13 protein-coding genes and 1 tRNA gene are annotated in these 16729 nt (G+C 19.9%); 12 read left to right on the forward strand and 2 right to left on the reverse strand.

Going from position 1 to position 16729, the window contains the following annotated elements; genetic code table 4:
- The first annotated feature begins 6 nt into the window (after nucleotides 1-6).
- Together tyrS and X271_RS00380 are read left to right on the forward strand one after the other, a co-directional pair.
- A complete protein-coding gene (gene tyrS / locus X271_RS00375) occupies nucleotides 7-1272 on the forward strand; it encodes a tyrosine--tRNA ligase (protein ID WP_025208491.1) in 1266 nt (421 codons plus the stop codon).
- Between the two features lie 70 nt (nucleotides 1273-1342).
- Entirely contained in the window at nucleotides 1343-2524 is a 1182-nt protein-coding gene (locus tag X271_RS00380) for an RNA polymerase sigma factor sigma-70 region 4 domain-containing protein (RefSeq protein ID WP_025208492.1), read from the forward strand.
- Here the strand turns inward: X271_RS00380 and X271_RS00385 are convergent.
- Nucleotides 2521-4452, reverse strand: coding sequence for a hypothetical protein (locus tag X271_RS00385; protein WP_025208493.1), 1932 nt, complete (start codon nucleotides 4450-4452; stop codon nucleotides 2521-2523). The two genes, X271_RS00380 and X271_RS00385, sit on opposite strands and share 4 nt — an antisense overlap.
- A 63-nt stretch (nucleotides 4453-4515) precedes the next feature.
- Nucleotides 4516-5052 carry an inorganic diphosphatase gene (locus X271_RS00390; RefSeq protein ID WP_025208494.1) on the reverse strand — a complete coding sequence of 179 codons (537 nt, stop codon included), beginning with the start codon at nucleotides 5050-5052 and terminating at the stop codon, nucleotides 4516-4518.
- Nucleotides 5053-5109: 57 nt separating this feature from the next.
- On the opposite strand from X271_RS00390, the gene X271_RS00395 reads away from it, so the two are divergent.
- The 10 genes from X271_RS00395 (at nucleotide 5110) to X271_RS00440 (ending at nucleotide 16638) form a co-directional block, all read left to right on the forward strand.
- Nucleotides 5110-5655: an ECF transporter S component gene (locus X271_RS00395; RefSeq protein ID WP_025208495.1), complete on the forward strand. Its 546-nt coding sequence runs from the start codon at nucleotides 5110-5112 to the stop codon at nucleotides 5653-5655.
- 33 nt (nucleotides 5656-5688) lie between these two features.
- Nucleotides 5689-6165 carry a metallophosphoesterase family protein gene (locus X271_RS00400; RefSeq protein WP_025208496.1) on the forward strand — a complete coding sequence of 159 codons (477 nt, stop codon included), beginning with the start codon at nucleotides 5689-5691 and terminating at the stop codon, nucleotides 6163-6165.
- Between the two features lie 51 nt (nucleotides 6166-6216).
- Nucleotides 6217-6293: transfer RNA gene (locus X271_RS00405), tRNA-Arg, on the forward strand.
- 38 nt (nucleotides 6294-6331) lie between these two features.
- On the forward strand, nucleotides 6332-7090 hold the full coding sequence (locus X271_RS00410; RefSeq protein ID WP_128824162.1) for a hypothetical protein: 759 nt from the start codon (nucleotides 6332-6334) through the stop codon (nucleotides 7088-7090).
- 73 nt (nucleotides 7091-7163) lie between these two features.
- Nucleotides 7164-8453, forward strand: coding sequence for a trigger factor (tig, locus tag X271_RS00415; protein WP_025208498.1), 1290 nt, complete (start codon nucleotides 7164-7166; stop codon nucleotides 8451-8453).
- Nucleotides 8454-8475: 22 nt separating this feature from the next.
- Entirely contained in the window at nucleotides 8476-10851 is a 2376-nt protein-coding gene (lon, locus tag X271_RS00420) for an endopeptidase La (protein ID WP_025208499.1), read from the forward strand.
- A 15-nt stretch (nucleotides 10852-10866) separates the two neighbouring features.
- The gene (locus tag X271_RS00425; RefSeq protein ID WP_038462213.1) at nucleotides 10867-13446 is read left to right on the forward strand and encodes a valine--tRNA ligase; all 2580 of its coding nucleotides are present in this window, start codon (nucleotides 10867-10869) and stop codon (nucleotides 13444-13446) included.
- A 1-nt stretch (nucleotide 13447) separates the two neighbouring features.
- Nucleotides 13448-14380 (forward strand): RluA family pseudouridine synthase, encoded by a 933-nt coding sequence (locus X271_RS00430; protein ID WP_025208500.1) that lies wholly within the window; start codon nucleotides 13448-13450, stop codon nucleotides 14378-14380.
- Nucleotides 14367-16019 carry a ribonuclease J gene (locus X271_RS00435; protein ID WP_025208501.1) on the forward strand — a complete coding sequence of 551 codons (1653 nt, stop codon included), beginning with the start codon at nucleotides 14367-14369 and terminating at the stop codon, nucleotides 16017-16019. Before X271_RS00430 ends, X271_RS00435 begins: the two co-directional genes overlap by 14 nt.
- Before the next feature lie 31 nt (nucleotides 16020-16050).
- Nucleotides 16051-16638 carry a hypothetical protein gene (locus tag X271_RS00440; protein WP_025208502.1) on the forward strand — a complete coding sequence of 196 codons (588 nt, stop codon included), beginning with the start codon at nucleotides 16051-16053 and terminating at the stop codon, nucleotides 16636-16638.
- Nucleotides 16639-16729 lie beyond the last annotated feature (91 nt).

Below are 16729 nucleotides of genomic sequence, written 5' to 3' on the forward strand. Positions count from 1 at the left end.
AATTTAATGAATAAATTAATAGATGATTTGAAATGAAGAAATCTTTTCAAAGAATTAATAATTGAAAAAGACATCAGTAAAATCTTTTTTTTAAAAAATAAAAAATTTTATTTAGGAATAGACCCAACAGCAGATTCTTTACATATTGGACATTTTTTAACAATAAATTTAGCAAATTTAATATATAAAAATACTGATTTAACTCCTATTTTTGTTCTTGGTGGGTTTACTGCACAAATTGGTGACCCTTCTGGAAAAAAATCTGAGAGAAAATTAATTGATCAAAAAACTATTGCAAATAATTGTAATAAAATCAAAAAACAATTAGAAACATTATGCAAAAATTTAAATATTAATGATTATCAAATATTTGATAATTTTGATATTTATAAAAATTTAACATTAACAGATTTCTTTAAAAAATATGGAAAATCAATTAATATTTCAAAAATGTTATCAAGAGAAGTTGTTAAAAGTAGATTAGATGTTGGTATTTCTTATACAGAATTTTCTTATCAAATTTTTCAAGCAATTGATTTTTTATATCTTTTTGAAAATAAAGATGTATTAATTCAATTAGGGGGATCTGATCAATTAGGAAATATTTTAACTGGAATTGAATTTATTAAAAAAATAAAAGGAAGAGATTTATTAATAGGAGGGATTACAGTTCCTTTACTAACAGATGAAAATGGAAATAAAATTGGAAAAACTGAGGGCAATCCGCTTTGAATTACAAAAGAAAAATTATCTCCATATTTTATTTATCAATACTTATATAATCTTTCTGATCCTTTTGCAAAAAAATTGTTATTACAATTAACTTCAATTACAAAAGAACAATTTTTAAAATTAGAAAAAATTCATCTTTCAGAAAAAAAAGATCGAATATTACAAAAAGAGCTTATCAAGAGATTATTTTTTGTTTTTTATGGAAATAATCAAGAATATGAAAAATTTTCTAATATTTCAAAATATTTATTTGCAGAGCAATATCAAAGTATAGATGAAAAAATTTTATTAGATATTTTTAAAAATATTGATAATTTTAAATATGATTTCAAAGAAGATCTATTTACACAATTAAAAAAACATAATTTTATTTCATCAAAAAGAGAATTTAATCAATATTTAAAAGACAAAGCCATTAAAATTGATCAAAAATTAATTATAGAAAGAGATTTTAAATTAAATAAAAATGATTTTTTAAAAAGAAATATAATTATTTTATCTTTAGGAAAAAAGAAAAAAATATTTATTAAAATTAATTAATTTTAATAAATCAATAATATTTTTTATAATTTTTTTAATTGTAAGGGGTAATTAATATTTGTTAAATATTATGAAAGATGTTTTTTATTATAAAAAAAATGGTTTAAGTTTTTTATTTGCAAAAAAAATAAATGAAAATTGAGATAAAAATAAAAAAATTCTTTATTTGCATCTAAATTATAATTTGAGTTTTAATAGCATTGCACAAGAATTTGGATTAACAAAAGAAAGAATTAGACAAATTTTACTTGAGTTTGTTAGTGCTTTTTCAAAAGATGAGAAAATTAAGTTTTTTAATAATTTTTATGTAAAGAGAAAAAAATTTAGATATATTTCAAAATTATTTAATCAAGAATTAAGATTATATAAGGAAAAATTAGAAAATGAATTGGAAGAGATAATTTATAGATATGAATATAATGATAATTATTTTAAGGTAGTAGATAAAAAAGAAATTTTGAAAACAAATTTAAAATATTTTTTAAAATTAAATAATTATTTTTCATTAAAATTATCTGAGTTTAACAATAAATTTATCTTTCTTTCTTGAAAGAGATTTGAATTTAAAGATTTTATTACTAGAAAAGACAAAGTTGATATTATTGCAAAAGCATATTTTAAACCTTATGTAAAATATAAAATTGATGAAATAATTTCAATTTATAAAATCTATTTTCCAAAATTAACAAAAAGAGCAATTGAAGGAATGCTTTTTAATTACAATGAAATATTTTCTCTTTCTGCTGGTAAGTATATGATTTCTTATTATAAAGACAAAAAAGAATATTTATATTTTACAAAAATAGCTGATTTAATTTACAATCAAATAAATGATTATTTTAATAACAACAATAATATAATTTGTGATATTTCAAAATTTGAAAAAGACTACAATTTTAAATATCCATTTTTAAATGAACATCATTATTATTTTTTTGCTAAAAAATATTCGGAAAAATTCAATCAAAAATTTGATTCTTTTAGATCACCTATTATTTTTAAAAAAGAGCAGAAGGAAAATATTTTAGGAAAAGATATTCAATTATTATTTAAGAAACAAATTTTCTCTTTATTAAAGGAAGAAGACTTATATGAAAAATGAATTGAACGAGATCAATTTTTAAAAATTATCAATCAAAAATACGGAATTAAAGATTATTATTTTCTTCAAAAAATGCATTTATTTAACGTAAATAAAATTTCAGGAAATAAAAATCAAAAAGGAAAAATCATGTTTTTAAAAGATTCTTAATTTTTCTTTTTATTTTTTCTAATTTCAATTTTATCATCAATTATAAAATCATAAAGAGTAATTTTATCTAGATCAATTTTTCTATTATTTTTACTAATATTTAGTTTTATCAAAGTATTTTTATATTTATTTTTATTTGATATTTCTAAAAGCAAATTTCTTAATTCATTTTCATTTATATATCCATCATTTAAAATTTCATCAAAAAGAATTTCATTTTGATAACTATAATTGTTTGAAATAATATATTTGTCAACTATTGATTCAAAATTTTCTCCTATATAATTTTTTTTATCAGTAGCAGAAAAATATTCTGATTGAAATATTTTTTCATAAAAATAAGGTATTTTAATAATATTTTTATTTTTTGCAAAATATTCTACAAGAGGTTTCAAATTATTTTTTTGTATTGCTACAAATAATTCTTTAAAATAAGGTATTTTTTTGTTAATTATTTCTTTAAAATTGTCATGTAGAATTTGATATTTTCAATTAATTATTGGATCTTCAATTTCACCAAATAAAAATGATCTAAGATTTAAATTTGATTGTTCTTTATTTTTTTTATTTAAAATAAAATTAAAAAATTTTTCTTGATATATTTGTTCAATTTTTGTTAAATCTTCAATTAAAATCATATAATTTATTTCTTCATTTTTAATTTCGATACTAAAGGCTTTTATTAATTTAGAAAGATCTGAATCTGTTTCCATTTTATATTTTTTAAATATATTTTTTCTTAAATATAATTGTGCAATGTTTTCAATTATTGGTTTTAATTCATTTTTAAACACATTATCAATTGAGATAATAAAATTATCTTTTAATAATTTATCAAATAAAATTTTTTCAGTCGCCTTATTTTTTAAATCTGATAAAGTCTCTCTTAATTGAACTGAATTTAGTATATTTTTATTTTTAAAATGATTGTAAAGAATTTTAAATAATTTTCAATCAACTTCATTTTTATAAAGATTATAAACAACAATTATTGTATCTAATGATAAATTTGTTTCTTTTGTATTTGTTTTATTGTATTCAATATAAAATTCAATTATTTTTTTTAATTCTAATATTGAAATTCTTAAGTTATAATTATTTTTTTCAATATAATAAGCAATTATTTGATTACTTAAATTTTTTCTTAATGGATTAGCTTCTTCTTTTTTGATTAAAGATTTATTTAATTCATTTCTGATAATTTTAATATTTTCAATTTCGCTTCTTTCTGTATTTATTACATAATTAATATATTTTAAATCTTCATTAAACAATTTATCATCAGAACTTGTCTCAATTATTATTATTTTTCTATAATCGATATTTATTAAATTTAAAAAATTTTTTGTGAATTTATTTTGTTTACTTTTTTCTTTAAATTCAGAAATAAAACGATAAACAGCTGTTTCAACATCTCTACTTTCTTTTGATGTTCGATTTATTTCATCAAATATATATACTGTTTTCTTATTAAAAAATAAAGGAATAATTGGTAATACAAAAATAATAAGAATTGCAGAAAGAAAAATTCATAAAGCTGTTAAAGATTGACTTTGATCTAAAATAATAAGAATAAACGAAAACGAAATTCAAATTAGAGCAATTAGATAGTAAAGATTACGAATTTCAGAGATAAAAAAAGTTAATTTACCTCGATATCCAAAAATATCTTTTTCAAATGAAGAATAATTAAAATTTCTTTGTTCAAAAGATTTACAATCAATTTTCTTAATTTTTGATTTTTTCATATCTAATTTTTCTAAAAGATAATTTAAATAATAAGTTTTTCCGCTACCCTTTTTTCCTGCAAAATTTATTATTATTGGTTTATTATTGCTAAAATTTCTTTGTTCTCTTTTTATTTTTTCACTTATAAAATCAACTTCTGCAACTAACTCTTTTGATTTGTAATCATTCCGATAATTCATAATAATAAGTATTATATATCAATAAAAAAAATTCCCGTAATTACGAGAATTTTAAAATTTTCTTTATTTATATTTATTTGGATATTTCTTTTTCATTTCAGAAATAAATTTATTTTTTTGCAAATGATGATATTTTTGATAAAGTTCTTTTGCTTCTTTTATTTCATTTTCAGCAAATTTTATATCTTCAAATCCTAATATTTCAACTTTTTTATTTTGCAAATTTTTATAATTCTCAAAGAAATCTTTAAATTCTAATAAAATATTTTTATTTAGGTCACTTAGTTTATTTATATTATCGAATCTTGGATCAACATCTACTACTGTAATTATTTTAGTATCAGTTTCTCCATTATCAATCATTTTAATTGCTCCTATAACTCTTACAGGGACAATACTAGTTGGTAAGAATTTTTGATCAGATATTACAAGTGCATCTAATGGATCTCCATCTCAATCTAATGTTTTATCAAAATAACCATAGTTTGCAGGATAATTCATTGCCCCATATAGTATTCGATCAACTTTTAAACGACCATTTTCTATTTCATATTTAATTTTTGAATTTTTTGATATTTCTATTACTATATCTGTCTTCATATAATAATTATTATATTATTAATTTATAATTAATTTAAAGATTTTGAGAATTAAGAAATGGATAATAATATTAAGATTTTTCGAGAAATAACAACAGCAGGAATATTTCTTTCTCTAGTTTTCCTATTTATTATTATTCAAATTCCAATTCCAGCTACTTTTTTTAAATTAGATTTTTCAATTTCTATTTTGCTTTTATCATTAAAATATACAAAATTAATTTATTCTTATTTAATTGCTACAATTGCTCCCTTTATTTTATTTTTTGTTGGAGGAGAAATAATAGGGATTTTATTTCTTGTTTTTTTAAATTTAATTACAATTACTTTTCATATAATTTTTGAAAAAAAAATATTTAAATTATCAAATAATAAAAAATTTTTAATTTTTAATTATATTTTACTTGTTGGATTAATTATAATAATTATTAGTTTTATTAATTTATTTATATTTACTCCAGCTTATTATAATTTTGATTACGAATTCATTTTTGATAATTTTTGATATTTTTTTGCAATTACTTTTTCATTTAATCTTTTTAAAATATCTTTAAATTATATTTTTTATTTACTTTTATTAAACAATTTTGTTGATTTCAAATAAAATATAAATAGTAAAGGATTTAATATTGATTAAATGAAAATTTTAGTTATTTCTGATGTTCATGGAAATATAAAATTAATGGATAAAATAATAGCAGAAAATAATGATGTTGATTTTAAAATATTTTGTGGAGATTTACAAGAAAAAGATAAAAGTATTTTGAAAAAAAATTTTGATTATTATGTAACAGGTAATTCAGATTATTTTCACTTAGATGAAATAAAAGAATTAAATTTAGATGGTATTAAAATATTATTAACTCATGGACATTTATTTGAAAGTTTTTGAGCAAAGATAAATTTTGATAAATTATATAAACTAGGTGATCTTTTAAAAGTTAAAATTATTCTTCATGGACATGATCATATAAATGCTATTGAAGAAAAAAATGGAATAATTCGTTTCAATCCAGGTTCAATAACTTATCCTCGCGGAAGCAATAAAGCAAGTTACGGAATAATTGAAATTAAAAATGGTAAGATAGAAAAAATGGAGCATCATTATATTTAATTTTCTCTTTTTTTAAATAAATAAATTAATGTATAATTTATTTTGATAGTTGCCCGCGTAGCTCAGCAGGATAGAGCACGTGCCTTCTAAGCATGGGGTCGGAGGTTCGAATCCTCTCGTGGGCGCCATTTTTTTTATTAATAAAATTTTGAAAAAAGATTTAAAAATGATTAAAAATAATTATTATAAAGAAATAATTTCTAATATTGAAAATTTTATTAATAAAAAAGAGTATGCTAAGGCTTCTAAAATAATTGAAGAAGAATTAAAAATGCCTTATATTCCTTTTGATGTAGAAAAAAAAATTAATTTATTGAAAAATAATATTGATTTTTTTTTAATTAAAAAAAATCTTAAAAAAGATATTTCTTTTAATTTATATATAAAAAATTTGTTTTCAAATAAGTATAATTTTTTTGAGAAAATTGAAATTATTGAATCGCTTGATTATTTTGATTTAAAAAGTGAAATATTAGTAATAAAAAATATTCTTTTAAATCAAAAATTAAATGATTTACTTAAATTTAAATTATTATTAATTCTTAAAAAACAAGAAATTAATATAATAATCAATATATTATTAAATAGTGGTAAAAAAGAAAGTTTTGATTTAAAAAGAATTATTAATTTTTATGAAAGTAAGGAATTTGCAAAGGATTCAATAGAAATAGAAAATTATTTATTTAAAGATCCAATGTTAAAAAATCTTAGTTTTTCAATTCTTGAAATGATTTATCTTTTGAATTTTAAAAATAATAAAATGATAATAAAAAATAGTAGTTACTATTTACATTCAATTTATCTTACATCAATTTTTTTTAAAGATAATGATTTAAAAAATGCAATCAAGAAAATAATAAATAATTATGATTTCTTTATTTTTCAGATAAAAAATTTTTTATATGACTTAGATTTAAAAAAATAATATAAACATTTGATATTGTATAATATAAAAAGTAAAAGTATTTTAACATCTTTCAAAAGACGAGGAGAAAAAAATGAAAAAAATAGACGTAGATATAAATAAAAAAAACATAGATTTAAAGTTAATTTTAAACGGAGAAGATTGAACAAATATTTTAAAAAAAATTAATAAAGATCTAATTTCAAATTTAGAATTGAAAGGTTTTCGAAAAGGAAAAGTTCCTGTTGAGATTGCTAAAAAACACATTAAAAAAGATCAAATATGAAATGAAGCAGTAGATGAAATTGTTAATAATAGTTATGATGAAATTATTAATGAATTTAAAAAGCATAATGTTATTTCTGGACCAAAATTAGAAGTTGAAAAAATTTCTGATGATGAAGTGGAAATACATTTTAAAGGTATTTTATATCCAAAAATTAAATTAGGGAATTTTGATAATTTAAAAATTGAGTATAAAGAAGAAAAAGTTACTAATAAAGATATAGAAAATGAAATTTCTAAAATGGGTGAATTTTTAATAGATAAAAAAGAAATAAAAGATAAAAATTATAAAATTCAAAATGATGATATAGTTGTAATTGATTTTGTAGGAAAAGTTGATGAAAAAGAATTTGAAGGGGGAACAGCAAGTGGTTTTGAATTAAAAATAGGTTCTAATTCTTTTATTGATAATTTTGAAAATCAATTGATTGGTGCTAAAATTGGTGATAGTATAGAAATTAAAGTTAGATTTCCAAAAACATATCCTGTAAAAAATTTATCAGATAAAAATGCTGTTTTTGGTGTTAAAATTAATAAAGTGTTTCATGAAGAGAAAATATCAAATGAAAAATTAGTTGATAAATTACAAAAAATGGGTATTAAATCTATTGAAGAATTTCATCAAAAAATAGAAAAAATATTAAGTGAAAAAAATATTCAACAAGCAAATGATAATTTTTTAAGTAATTTTTTATCAGAAATAAAAAAATTGGAGAAAACAGAAATAGAAGTTCCTTTTGAATTAATTGAACAAGAATTAAATAAAGAGTTTGAGGATTTTAAAAAACGTTTAATTGAACAAGGAATGAATTTAACAGATTATTTTAAAATGTTAGATACAAATGAAAATAACTTTAAAGAAAAAAACTTAAAACCAAATATTAAAATAAAAATTGAAAATAGTTTAATTTATTCTAAATTACTTGATGATTTTAAAATTGATGTTTCACAAAATGAACTATATCAGGAGTATAATAAAATTTCAAAAGACCAAAGCGTTAAGATTGAAGATGTAAAGAAACAAATTCCAGAAGAAACAATCAGAAGTTCTTTAATATATCAAAAATTAATAAATAAATTAATTAGTAAACTGAAATAAGGATTTTACAAAAATAAAAATTATGTCTTTAAATAAAAAATTACCATTAATAATTACTAAGGGGAATATTTTATTTCCTAATTTTGTTACAAGTTTAGGATTTAAAAAGGAATATTTATCAGAAGGTTTTATTAAAAATTTTCAAAAAAGTGATTTAAATGTAATTATTACATCTTCATATGAAGATTACAATCTTGATCAAGAAGAAGCAGAAGAAAATAATTCAAAAGAGAAAAAATTGAAAGTTTTAGAATATGGAACTTATGCTTCTGTTGGCAATATTGTCGAAAAAGAAGATACAATTAATATTTTTTTTAATGGACTTAAGCGTGTTAAAATTGTTGATTTTCAGGAAAAATCACCAGGTAATTTTTTGGCTGAATTTATTGATTTGAAAGATGTTAATATTGATTCAGAAAAATCAATTGATTTAAAAAACAAAATTCGTAATTTAATATTACAAAGAATGAATCAATTAAAATTAAAATCAGATAATATGGAGCCATTATTCCAAGCACCAACAGGTGCATTTTCTGATTCCATTGCAAATATTTTACATCTTACAATGGAAGAAAAATTTGAATTAATAAGTGAAAATAATGTTGAAAAAAGATTAGAAATATTATTAGATAATTTACAAACTTCATTACAAGTAAATGAAAATATTGCTCGTGACATTAATACAAGAGTAAGAGAAAAATTTACAAAACAACAAAAAGAATTTTATTTAAGAGAACAATTAAAAGCAATTAAAGAAGAGTTAGATGAAATGTCTGGTGAGGAAAATGATGTTAAAACTCTTAAAAAAAGAGCAGAGGAAAATCCATATCCTCAAAACATTAAGACCAAAATTTTAAAAGAAATAGGTAGGCTTGAAAATACACCAAGTTCAGCTCCTGAAGCAGGAATTATTCGAACATATTTAGATTGAATAATGAATGTTCCTTGATGACAAAAAGATAATGAGAAAATTGATATTTTAAAAGCAAAAAAAATTCTTGATGAAGATCATTATGGTCTTGAAGAACCTAAAAAAAGAATTATTGAATATCTTGCTGTAAAACAAAGTAATCCTAATTCTAAAGGGGCCATTGTATCATTAATAGGTCCTCCCGGAACAGGAAAAACTTCACTTTCAAAATCAATTGCAAGAGCATTAGATCGTAAATTTATTAAAATTTCTCTTGGTGGAATAAAAGATGAATCAGAAATAAGAGGACATCGCCGAACTTATATAGCTTCAATGCCAGGTAAAATTATTCAAGCAATGCGAAAAGCAGGAACAGCAAATCCTGTAATTTTACTTGATGAAATTGATAAAATGTCTTCTGATTTTAGGGGAGATCCAGCTTCTGCAATGCTTGAAGTTTTGGATTATGAACAAAATAATAAATTTCAAGATCATTATTTAGAAGAAGAATATGATTTATCTGATGTCTTTTTTATAGCAACAGCAAATTATGTTAGAGATATTCCTGAACCTCTCTATGATCGCTTAGAAAAAATTGAAATAACATCATATACAGAACTCGAAAAAGTGGAAATTGCAAAAAGATTTCTTGTTCCTCGTGTTATAAATGAAACAAATTTAAAATTTAAAAACTTTAAAATTGATGATGATATATTGAAATTTATTATTAGACATTATACAATGGAAGCAGGAGTAAGACAACTTCATAGAACACTTGAAAAAATTGCTCGTGGTATTTTGGTAATGAGTTTGGATGGAAAATTAAAAGGTTCAAGTGTTTATAAAATTAATAAAAAACACATTGAAAAATTATTAGGAAAAATTAAATTTGATTATACAAAAAAAGAAGATACTCCACAGATAGGAACAGTAAATGGTCTTGCTTGAACAGCTTATGGTGGAGATATTTTACCAATTGAAGTTACTCTTTTTCCTGGTAAAGGTAATTTAATATTAACAGGTCAAATTAAAGATGTAATGAAAGAATCTGCTTCTATTGCTTATTCTTATATTAAGGCAAATTATCAAAAATTTGGAATTGAAGCAGATCTTAAAGATAATAAAAATATTTTTAAAGATTTTGATGTTCATGTTCATTCTCCTGATGGTGCTACTCCAAAAGATGGACCATCTGCAGGAGTTACTTTTACAACATCACTAATTTCTGCGCTTCGAAAAATTCCTGTTTCTGAAAAAATAGGAATGACAGGGGAAATTACTTTAAGAGGAAAAATATTACCAATTGGTGGACTTAGAGAAAAATCAATTTCTGCTTATCGTTCTGGTTTAGAAGCAATTTATATCCCAAAAGAAAATTTAAGAGATGTTGACACATTACCAAAAGAAATTACAAAAAATTTAAAAATTATTCCTGTTGCAAATTTTGATGAACTTTATAAAAAATTAAGAAAAGATCATAGAATATAAAATTATAAATTATATATGAAAGATAAAAAAACAAAAGAAAAAAATATATATAATCCAATTAAATTTGAAGAAAAAATTTATTATTTTTGAAGAAAAAATAATTTTTTTTCTAATAAAAATATTGGAAAAAAGACTTTTTCAATAATTCTTCCTCCTCCTAATATAACAGGAGATTTACATTTGGGTCATGCTTGAGATTTATATTTTCCTGATCTTTTAATTAGATATAAAAAATTAAAGGGATATAATGCAATTTGATATCCAGGTACTGATCATGCTGGAATTGCAACACAAGCAAAAATTGAAAAATTAATATATGATGAAAAAAAGCAAAATCGTTTTGAAATTGGTAAAGAAAAATTTTTACAAGAAATTTGAAATTGAAAAAATAAATACGAAAAAAATATTTTTAATCAATGATATAAAATTGGTGTTTGTTTAAATTTTGATAAATATAAATTTACTTTAGACAAAGATATGAATGATCTTGTAATTGAAACTTTTATTAAATATTACAAAAAAGGATTAATTTATAAAGATCAAAAAATAATAAACTGAGATACAAAATTACAAACAGCAATTTCAGATATTGAAGTTGAAAGAAAAGATACAAAATCAAATCTTTATTATATTCGATATCCTTTTTTTTCAAAAGAAGAAAAATATTTAATTATTGCAACAACAAGACCGGAAACTATTTTTGGTGATACTGCTGTTTTTGTAAATCCAAATGATAAAAGATATCAAAAATTTATCGGAAAATATTTAATTAATCCTTTAACAAGAGAAAAATTAAAAATTTATGCAGATAATTATATTGATATAAATTTTGGAACAGGAGTAATGAAAGCTACTCCAGCACATGATTTTAACGATTATGATTTAGGAAAAAAATATAATTTAGACTTCATAAATATTTTGAATAAAGATGGTTCTTTGAATCAAAATTGTTTAAATTATTCCAATTTAGATCTTTATGAAGCAAGAGAAAAAATAGTTAAAAATTTAGATAAAAATAATTTACTTGAAAAAATTGATCAAAATTATATTAATAATATTTCTTATTCACAAAGATCTAATTCAATAATAGAACCATTAATTTCAAATCAATGATTTTTAAAATCTTCAATTCTTGCAAAAAATATTTTAAATTTTAAAAAAGATAACATTTATTTTTATCCTGAAAGATTTCTTAAAGATTATCAAAAAGCAATTAGCAATATGCAAGATTGATGTATTTCTCGTCAATTATGATGAGGACATCAAATTCCAGCATGATATTTTGAAGATAAAATAAAAGTTCAAAAAAATTCTCCAGGTAAAAATTGAATACAAGATAATGATGTTTTAGATACTTGATTTTCTTCTTCTTTGTTACCTATAATATTTAAAAATGAACAAATTATATCTAATTCTGAAAATAATAATTATTTATCTGATACTTTATTTACAGGAAGAGATATTCTTTTCTTTTGAGTTACAAGAATGATCTTTCAATCGATTGAAATTGAAGGCAAATATCCTTTTAAAAATATAATTATTCATGGATTAATACGAGATAAAAATGGTAAAAAAATGTCTAAATCTTTAAATAATGGAATTAATCCAATTGAGATTATTAATAAATGAGGTTCAGATTCTTTAAGATTTTCATTACTCGCAAATTCTACACCTGGAAATGATATTAATTTTAATGAAGAAAAAATTAATTTTTCTTGAGATATTAATAATAAATTATTTAATATAAATAATTTATTATTAATATTAATTAATCAAAAAAAAATATCACGCAAAAATATAATGGATTTAAATATATCTTCTTTAGATAATTATATTTTAGATAAATTTAAAAAATTATTAATATTAATTGAAAATAATATTGAAAAATATAATCTTACTATTATATTTAATAGTATCTATAAATTTTTGATTGAAGATTTTTCAAGTAATTATTTAGAATTATTAAAAGAAGTTAATTATGAAGATAAAATTGAAAATTTAGTTAATATTTATTTAGAAATTTTAATTTGTTTGCATCCTTTTATTCCATTTATTACTGAACATATATATCAATCATTAAAAAAATATATAAATATTAAAGAATCAATTTTATTAGAAAATTATCCTAATTTAAATGATATAAATAACTTGGAAATAGAATTTGATATTATTGAAAAAATTCTTACAATTTTAAAAATTTTAAGAAAAATAAAGTCAAATCAAAATTATAAAAAAAATGATGAAATATTTATTTTTAATAAAAATTTAAAAGAACAAGAAAAAATTAAAATTTTTGAATTTTTAGGTAAAAAATACAATTTTAAATTCTTAGATGAAAATTTAAAATTAAAATTTAATGATATTTATATTTCTAATAATTTTGGGGCAATATTTTATAAATTTAATAATAATAATTTAAAAACAATTGATAATTTAAAATTAAAAGCAAGAAATTATTTTAAATTTGAATATGAAAGAGCTAATAAACTTTTATTAAATAAAGGTTTTTTGCAAAAGGCAAAAAAAGAATTAATTGTAACAGAAACAATTAAAAGAGAAAAATATAAAAAACTTTTAAGTTTAATTGATATTTAAAATGAAATTTAATTTTGAAAATTTAAATCCAATAAGAATAGACAAATATTTAGCAAAAATACTAAAACAAAAATTAACAAGATCAAAAATAAATAATTTAATTAAAAACAATTTTTTATTTATTGATAATAAATTAGTTAATAAATCAAGTCATATAATAAAAGGTAACGGTTTAATAGATATTAATGATTCTTTTTTTGAAAAAAATAATCAAGAAAAATTAAATAAGTGAAATAATAAAAAATTAATTGATATAATTTTTGAAACAGATGATTATATTGTAATTAATAAACCATCTAACTTATCTGTTTATCCTGGAAATGGAAATAGTGATTATACATTAGTTAATATTCTTATTTCAATGGGAAAAGAATTATCAAATATTAATACAAAAAGACCAGGAATTGTTCATAGAATTGATAAAAATACTTCAGGATTAATTATAATTGCTAAAAATGATAAATTTAGTAATTATTTACAAAAACAATTTCAAGATCGAAAAATTTATAAAGAGTATTTAGCGATTATAAATGGTAATTTACAGGCAAAAAAAGGTATTGTTGATGCACCAATTGGAAGAAATATTAATAATAGAAAATTGATGACAGTAACTAATAAAAATAGTAAATATGCAATTACTGAATATGAAGTTATTGAAAGATTTTTGAATTATGATTATTTAAAAATAATTACAAAAACAGGAAGAACACATCAAATTCGTGTGCATATGCAGTATTTAAAAACACCAATTTTAAATGATTTTGATTATGGTAAAAAAATAAAAGAAAATAATTTAAATGGACAATTTTTACATGCTTCTAAGATTTGTTTTTATGATTATCAAAAAAATAGAAAATGCTTTTCAGCAAAATTACCTTCTTATTTTCAAGAACAACTAAATATTTTAAAAAGGAAAAAAAATGTCAAAAATTAGGATACTAGGTTTAGGGGGCCTAGACGAAAAAGCAAAAGATTTATATGTGTTAGAAATTGATTCTAAAATATTTATTTTAGATTCGGGGGTTTTTGAACCATTTTCTTCTCTTTTAGGAATAAATTATTTTATTCCTAAAATTGATTATTTAAAAGAAAATATTGATAAAGTAAAAGGAATTTTTTTATCTTCTCCTAATAGGAGTATGCTCGGAGCAATTCCACAAATTCTTAAATTGTTCCCAAAAATCAAAGTTTATGGTTCAAGTATTACAATTAAATCTTTAGATGTATTTTTTAAAGATAATTTTTATGTTAAAAAAGCACTTAAAAATGTAATAACAGAAAAAGATTCACTAAAAATAGATGACATATTAATAAGAGTTATTGATTTAAATGGTTCTTGTCCTGGAACTTTAGGTTATGTTTTTAATACAAAAGATGGAAATATTTTTTATCTCTCTTCTTATATTTTTGATTATATTGAAGAATATAAAATTTCAATTTTTGATCATATTAAAAAATATACAATTGAAAAAAATCTTTTACTAATATCTGATTCTTTAAATATGAATAGAAATTCATCAATTTATCCTCTTTATAAAATTTCTCGTTATATTGAAAAATATTTTGATGAAAAAAAGAGAATTTTTATAACTCTTTATGAAGATAATATTATAAATATTATTGAAATTATAAAATTGGCAAAAGAATATAATAGACAAATTTATATTTTTGATCTTGAATTTTTAGAATTGCTTAAAATTATGATTAAAGAGCAAAAAATTCCAAATTTTCCTTTCAAAAAAGCAATGGATTTAAAAAGTTCAACTTTACCAGAAGAAGTTCTGATAATTATATCGGGAACAAGATCTAATCTTTATCATCGAATTAAATCAAGTTTGATTGAAGATAATATTTATAACTTAGAAATTGAAAAAGAAGATATTTTTATTTTTGCCTGTGAACCGCAGCCTGGAAATGAAGCTATTTTTCAAAATATTACAAGTGAAGTTTCAAAAATAGATCCAAAGACTTTAATTCTTACAGAAAAAGACAAAATTTGAATTCATCCAACACAGTATGATTTAAAAAATTATGTTGGATTATTAAAACCAAAATTTATTATGCCTGTAAAAGGTTATTATAAAGAATTTATTGAAGCAAGAAATATTTTAAAATCAATAGGTTATAAAGATGATCAAGTAATTATTGCTGAAAATGGGGAGATTTATGAAATAAATGATGGTAATAATATGGGTATTTTGAGAAAAATAAAAGAAGTTGGAGAACAAGTTATAGAAGGGATGAATGATGAATTGATTGATAGTGAAATTATTAAGCAAAGACAAGAACTTGGTAAAGATGGATTATTAACTATTGGTTGTATTGTAAGTAAAGAACAAAAATACAAAGTAGTTTCAAATATGGATATTCAAATGCGTGGTCTTATTTACATTAAAAATCAAGAAAAATTAATGCAAAATTTAGAAAATGAGATTAAATTAATTATCGAGGAAAATCGCGAAGATTTTATCTTAAATAGAGTTCAATCTATAATGGTAAAAAGAATTAATAAAATTTTACGTTTATCAATTAAAAAAATTCCAACTATAATAATAAAGATTAAACAAATATAATTTTAATTATTGGAGTTAAATAAAGTAAAGAATGATTAAAAAAAATAAAAATAATAAAAATATATTTTCATCTGCTTGAAATAGTTTTTTGAATTGATTTAGTTTTTTTTCAAAAAACAATGATCAAAATGAGAATTTTTCTTTAGAGGATGAAAATTTTGCACAAAAATCTGAAAATAAAAATTTAGATTCAATAGATTTTAATTTATTGAAAGAAAATGCAAGACTTAATAAAGTAAAAAACAAAATTTTATCAGAAAAAAAAGGAGAAGATTTTGTTGATGAAAAATTTGAAGAACAATCAAATACTGCCCAATTTCTTTTTGAAAATATTTTTGAAGCAGAAAAATTAAAACAAAAATTAGAAGAATTAAATTTAGAGAAAAATATTGATATTAAATTAAATGATGATAATAAGAAGTCATATACATTGAAATTTGATGATTATTTTGAAATTTCTGAAAAAGATGATTCTAGTAATACATTTAAAGATTTTGAATATGAAGAAGAATTTGATTTAAAAGAAGATATGGAGGATCCAAAAAAAAGCGACCAAATTAATTTAAACGATAATGATCAAGAAAATGAAGATTCTTCATTTTTAAAAAAAAAAATTTAAAAGATAAATTTCCACTTTTTTTATTAAAGTCAGAAGATTCAAATAAAATAATAAATTATCAAGAATTAATTGGAAAATATAAAAGAAAAAT

This window comes from Candidatus Hepatoplasma crinochetorum Av (genome assembly GCF_000582535.1).
GTDB classification, from domain to species: Bacteria; Bacillota_I; Bacilli_A; order Mycoplasmatales; family Hepatoplasmataceae; genus Hepatoplasma; species Hepatoplasma crinochetorum.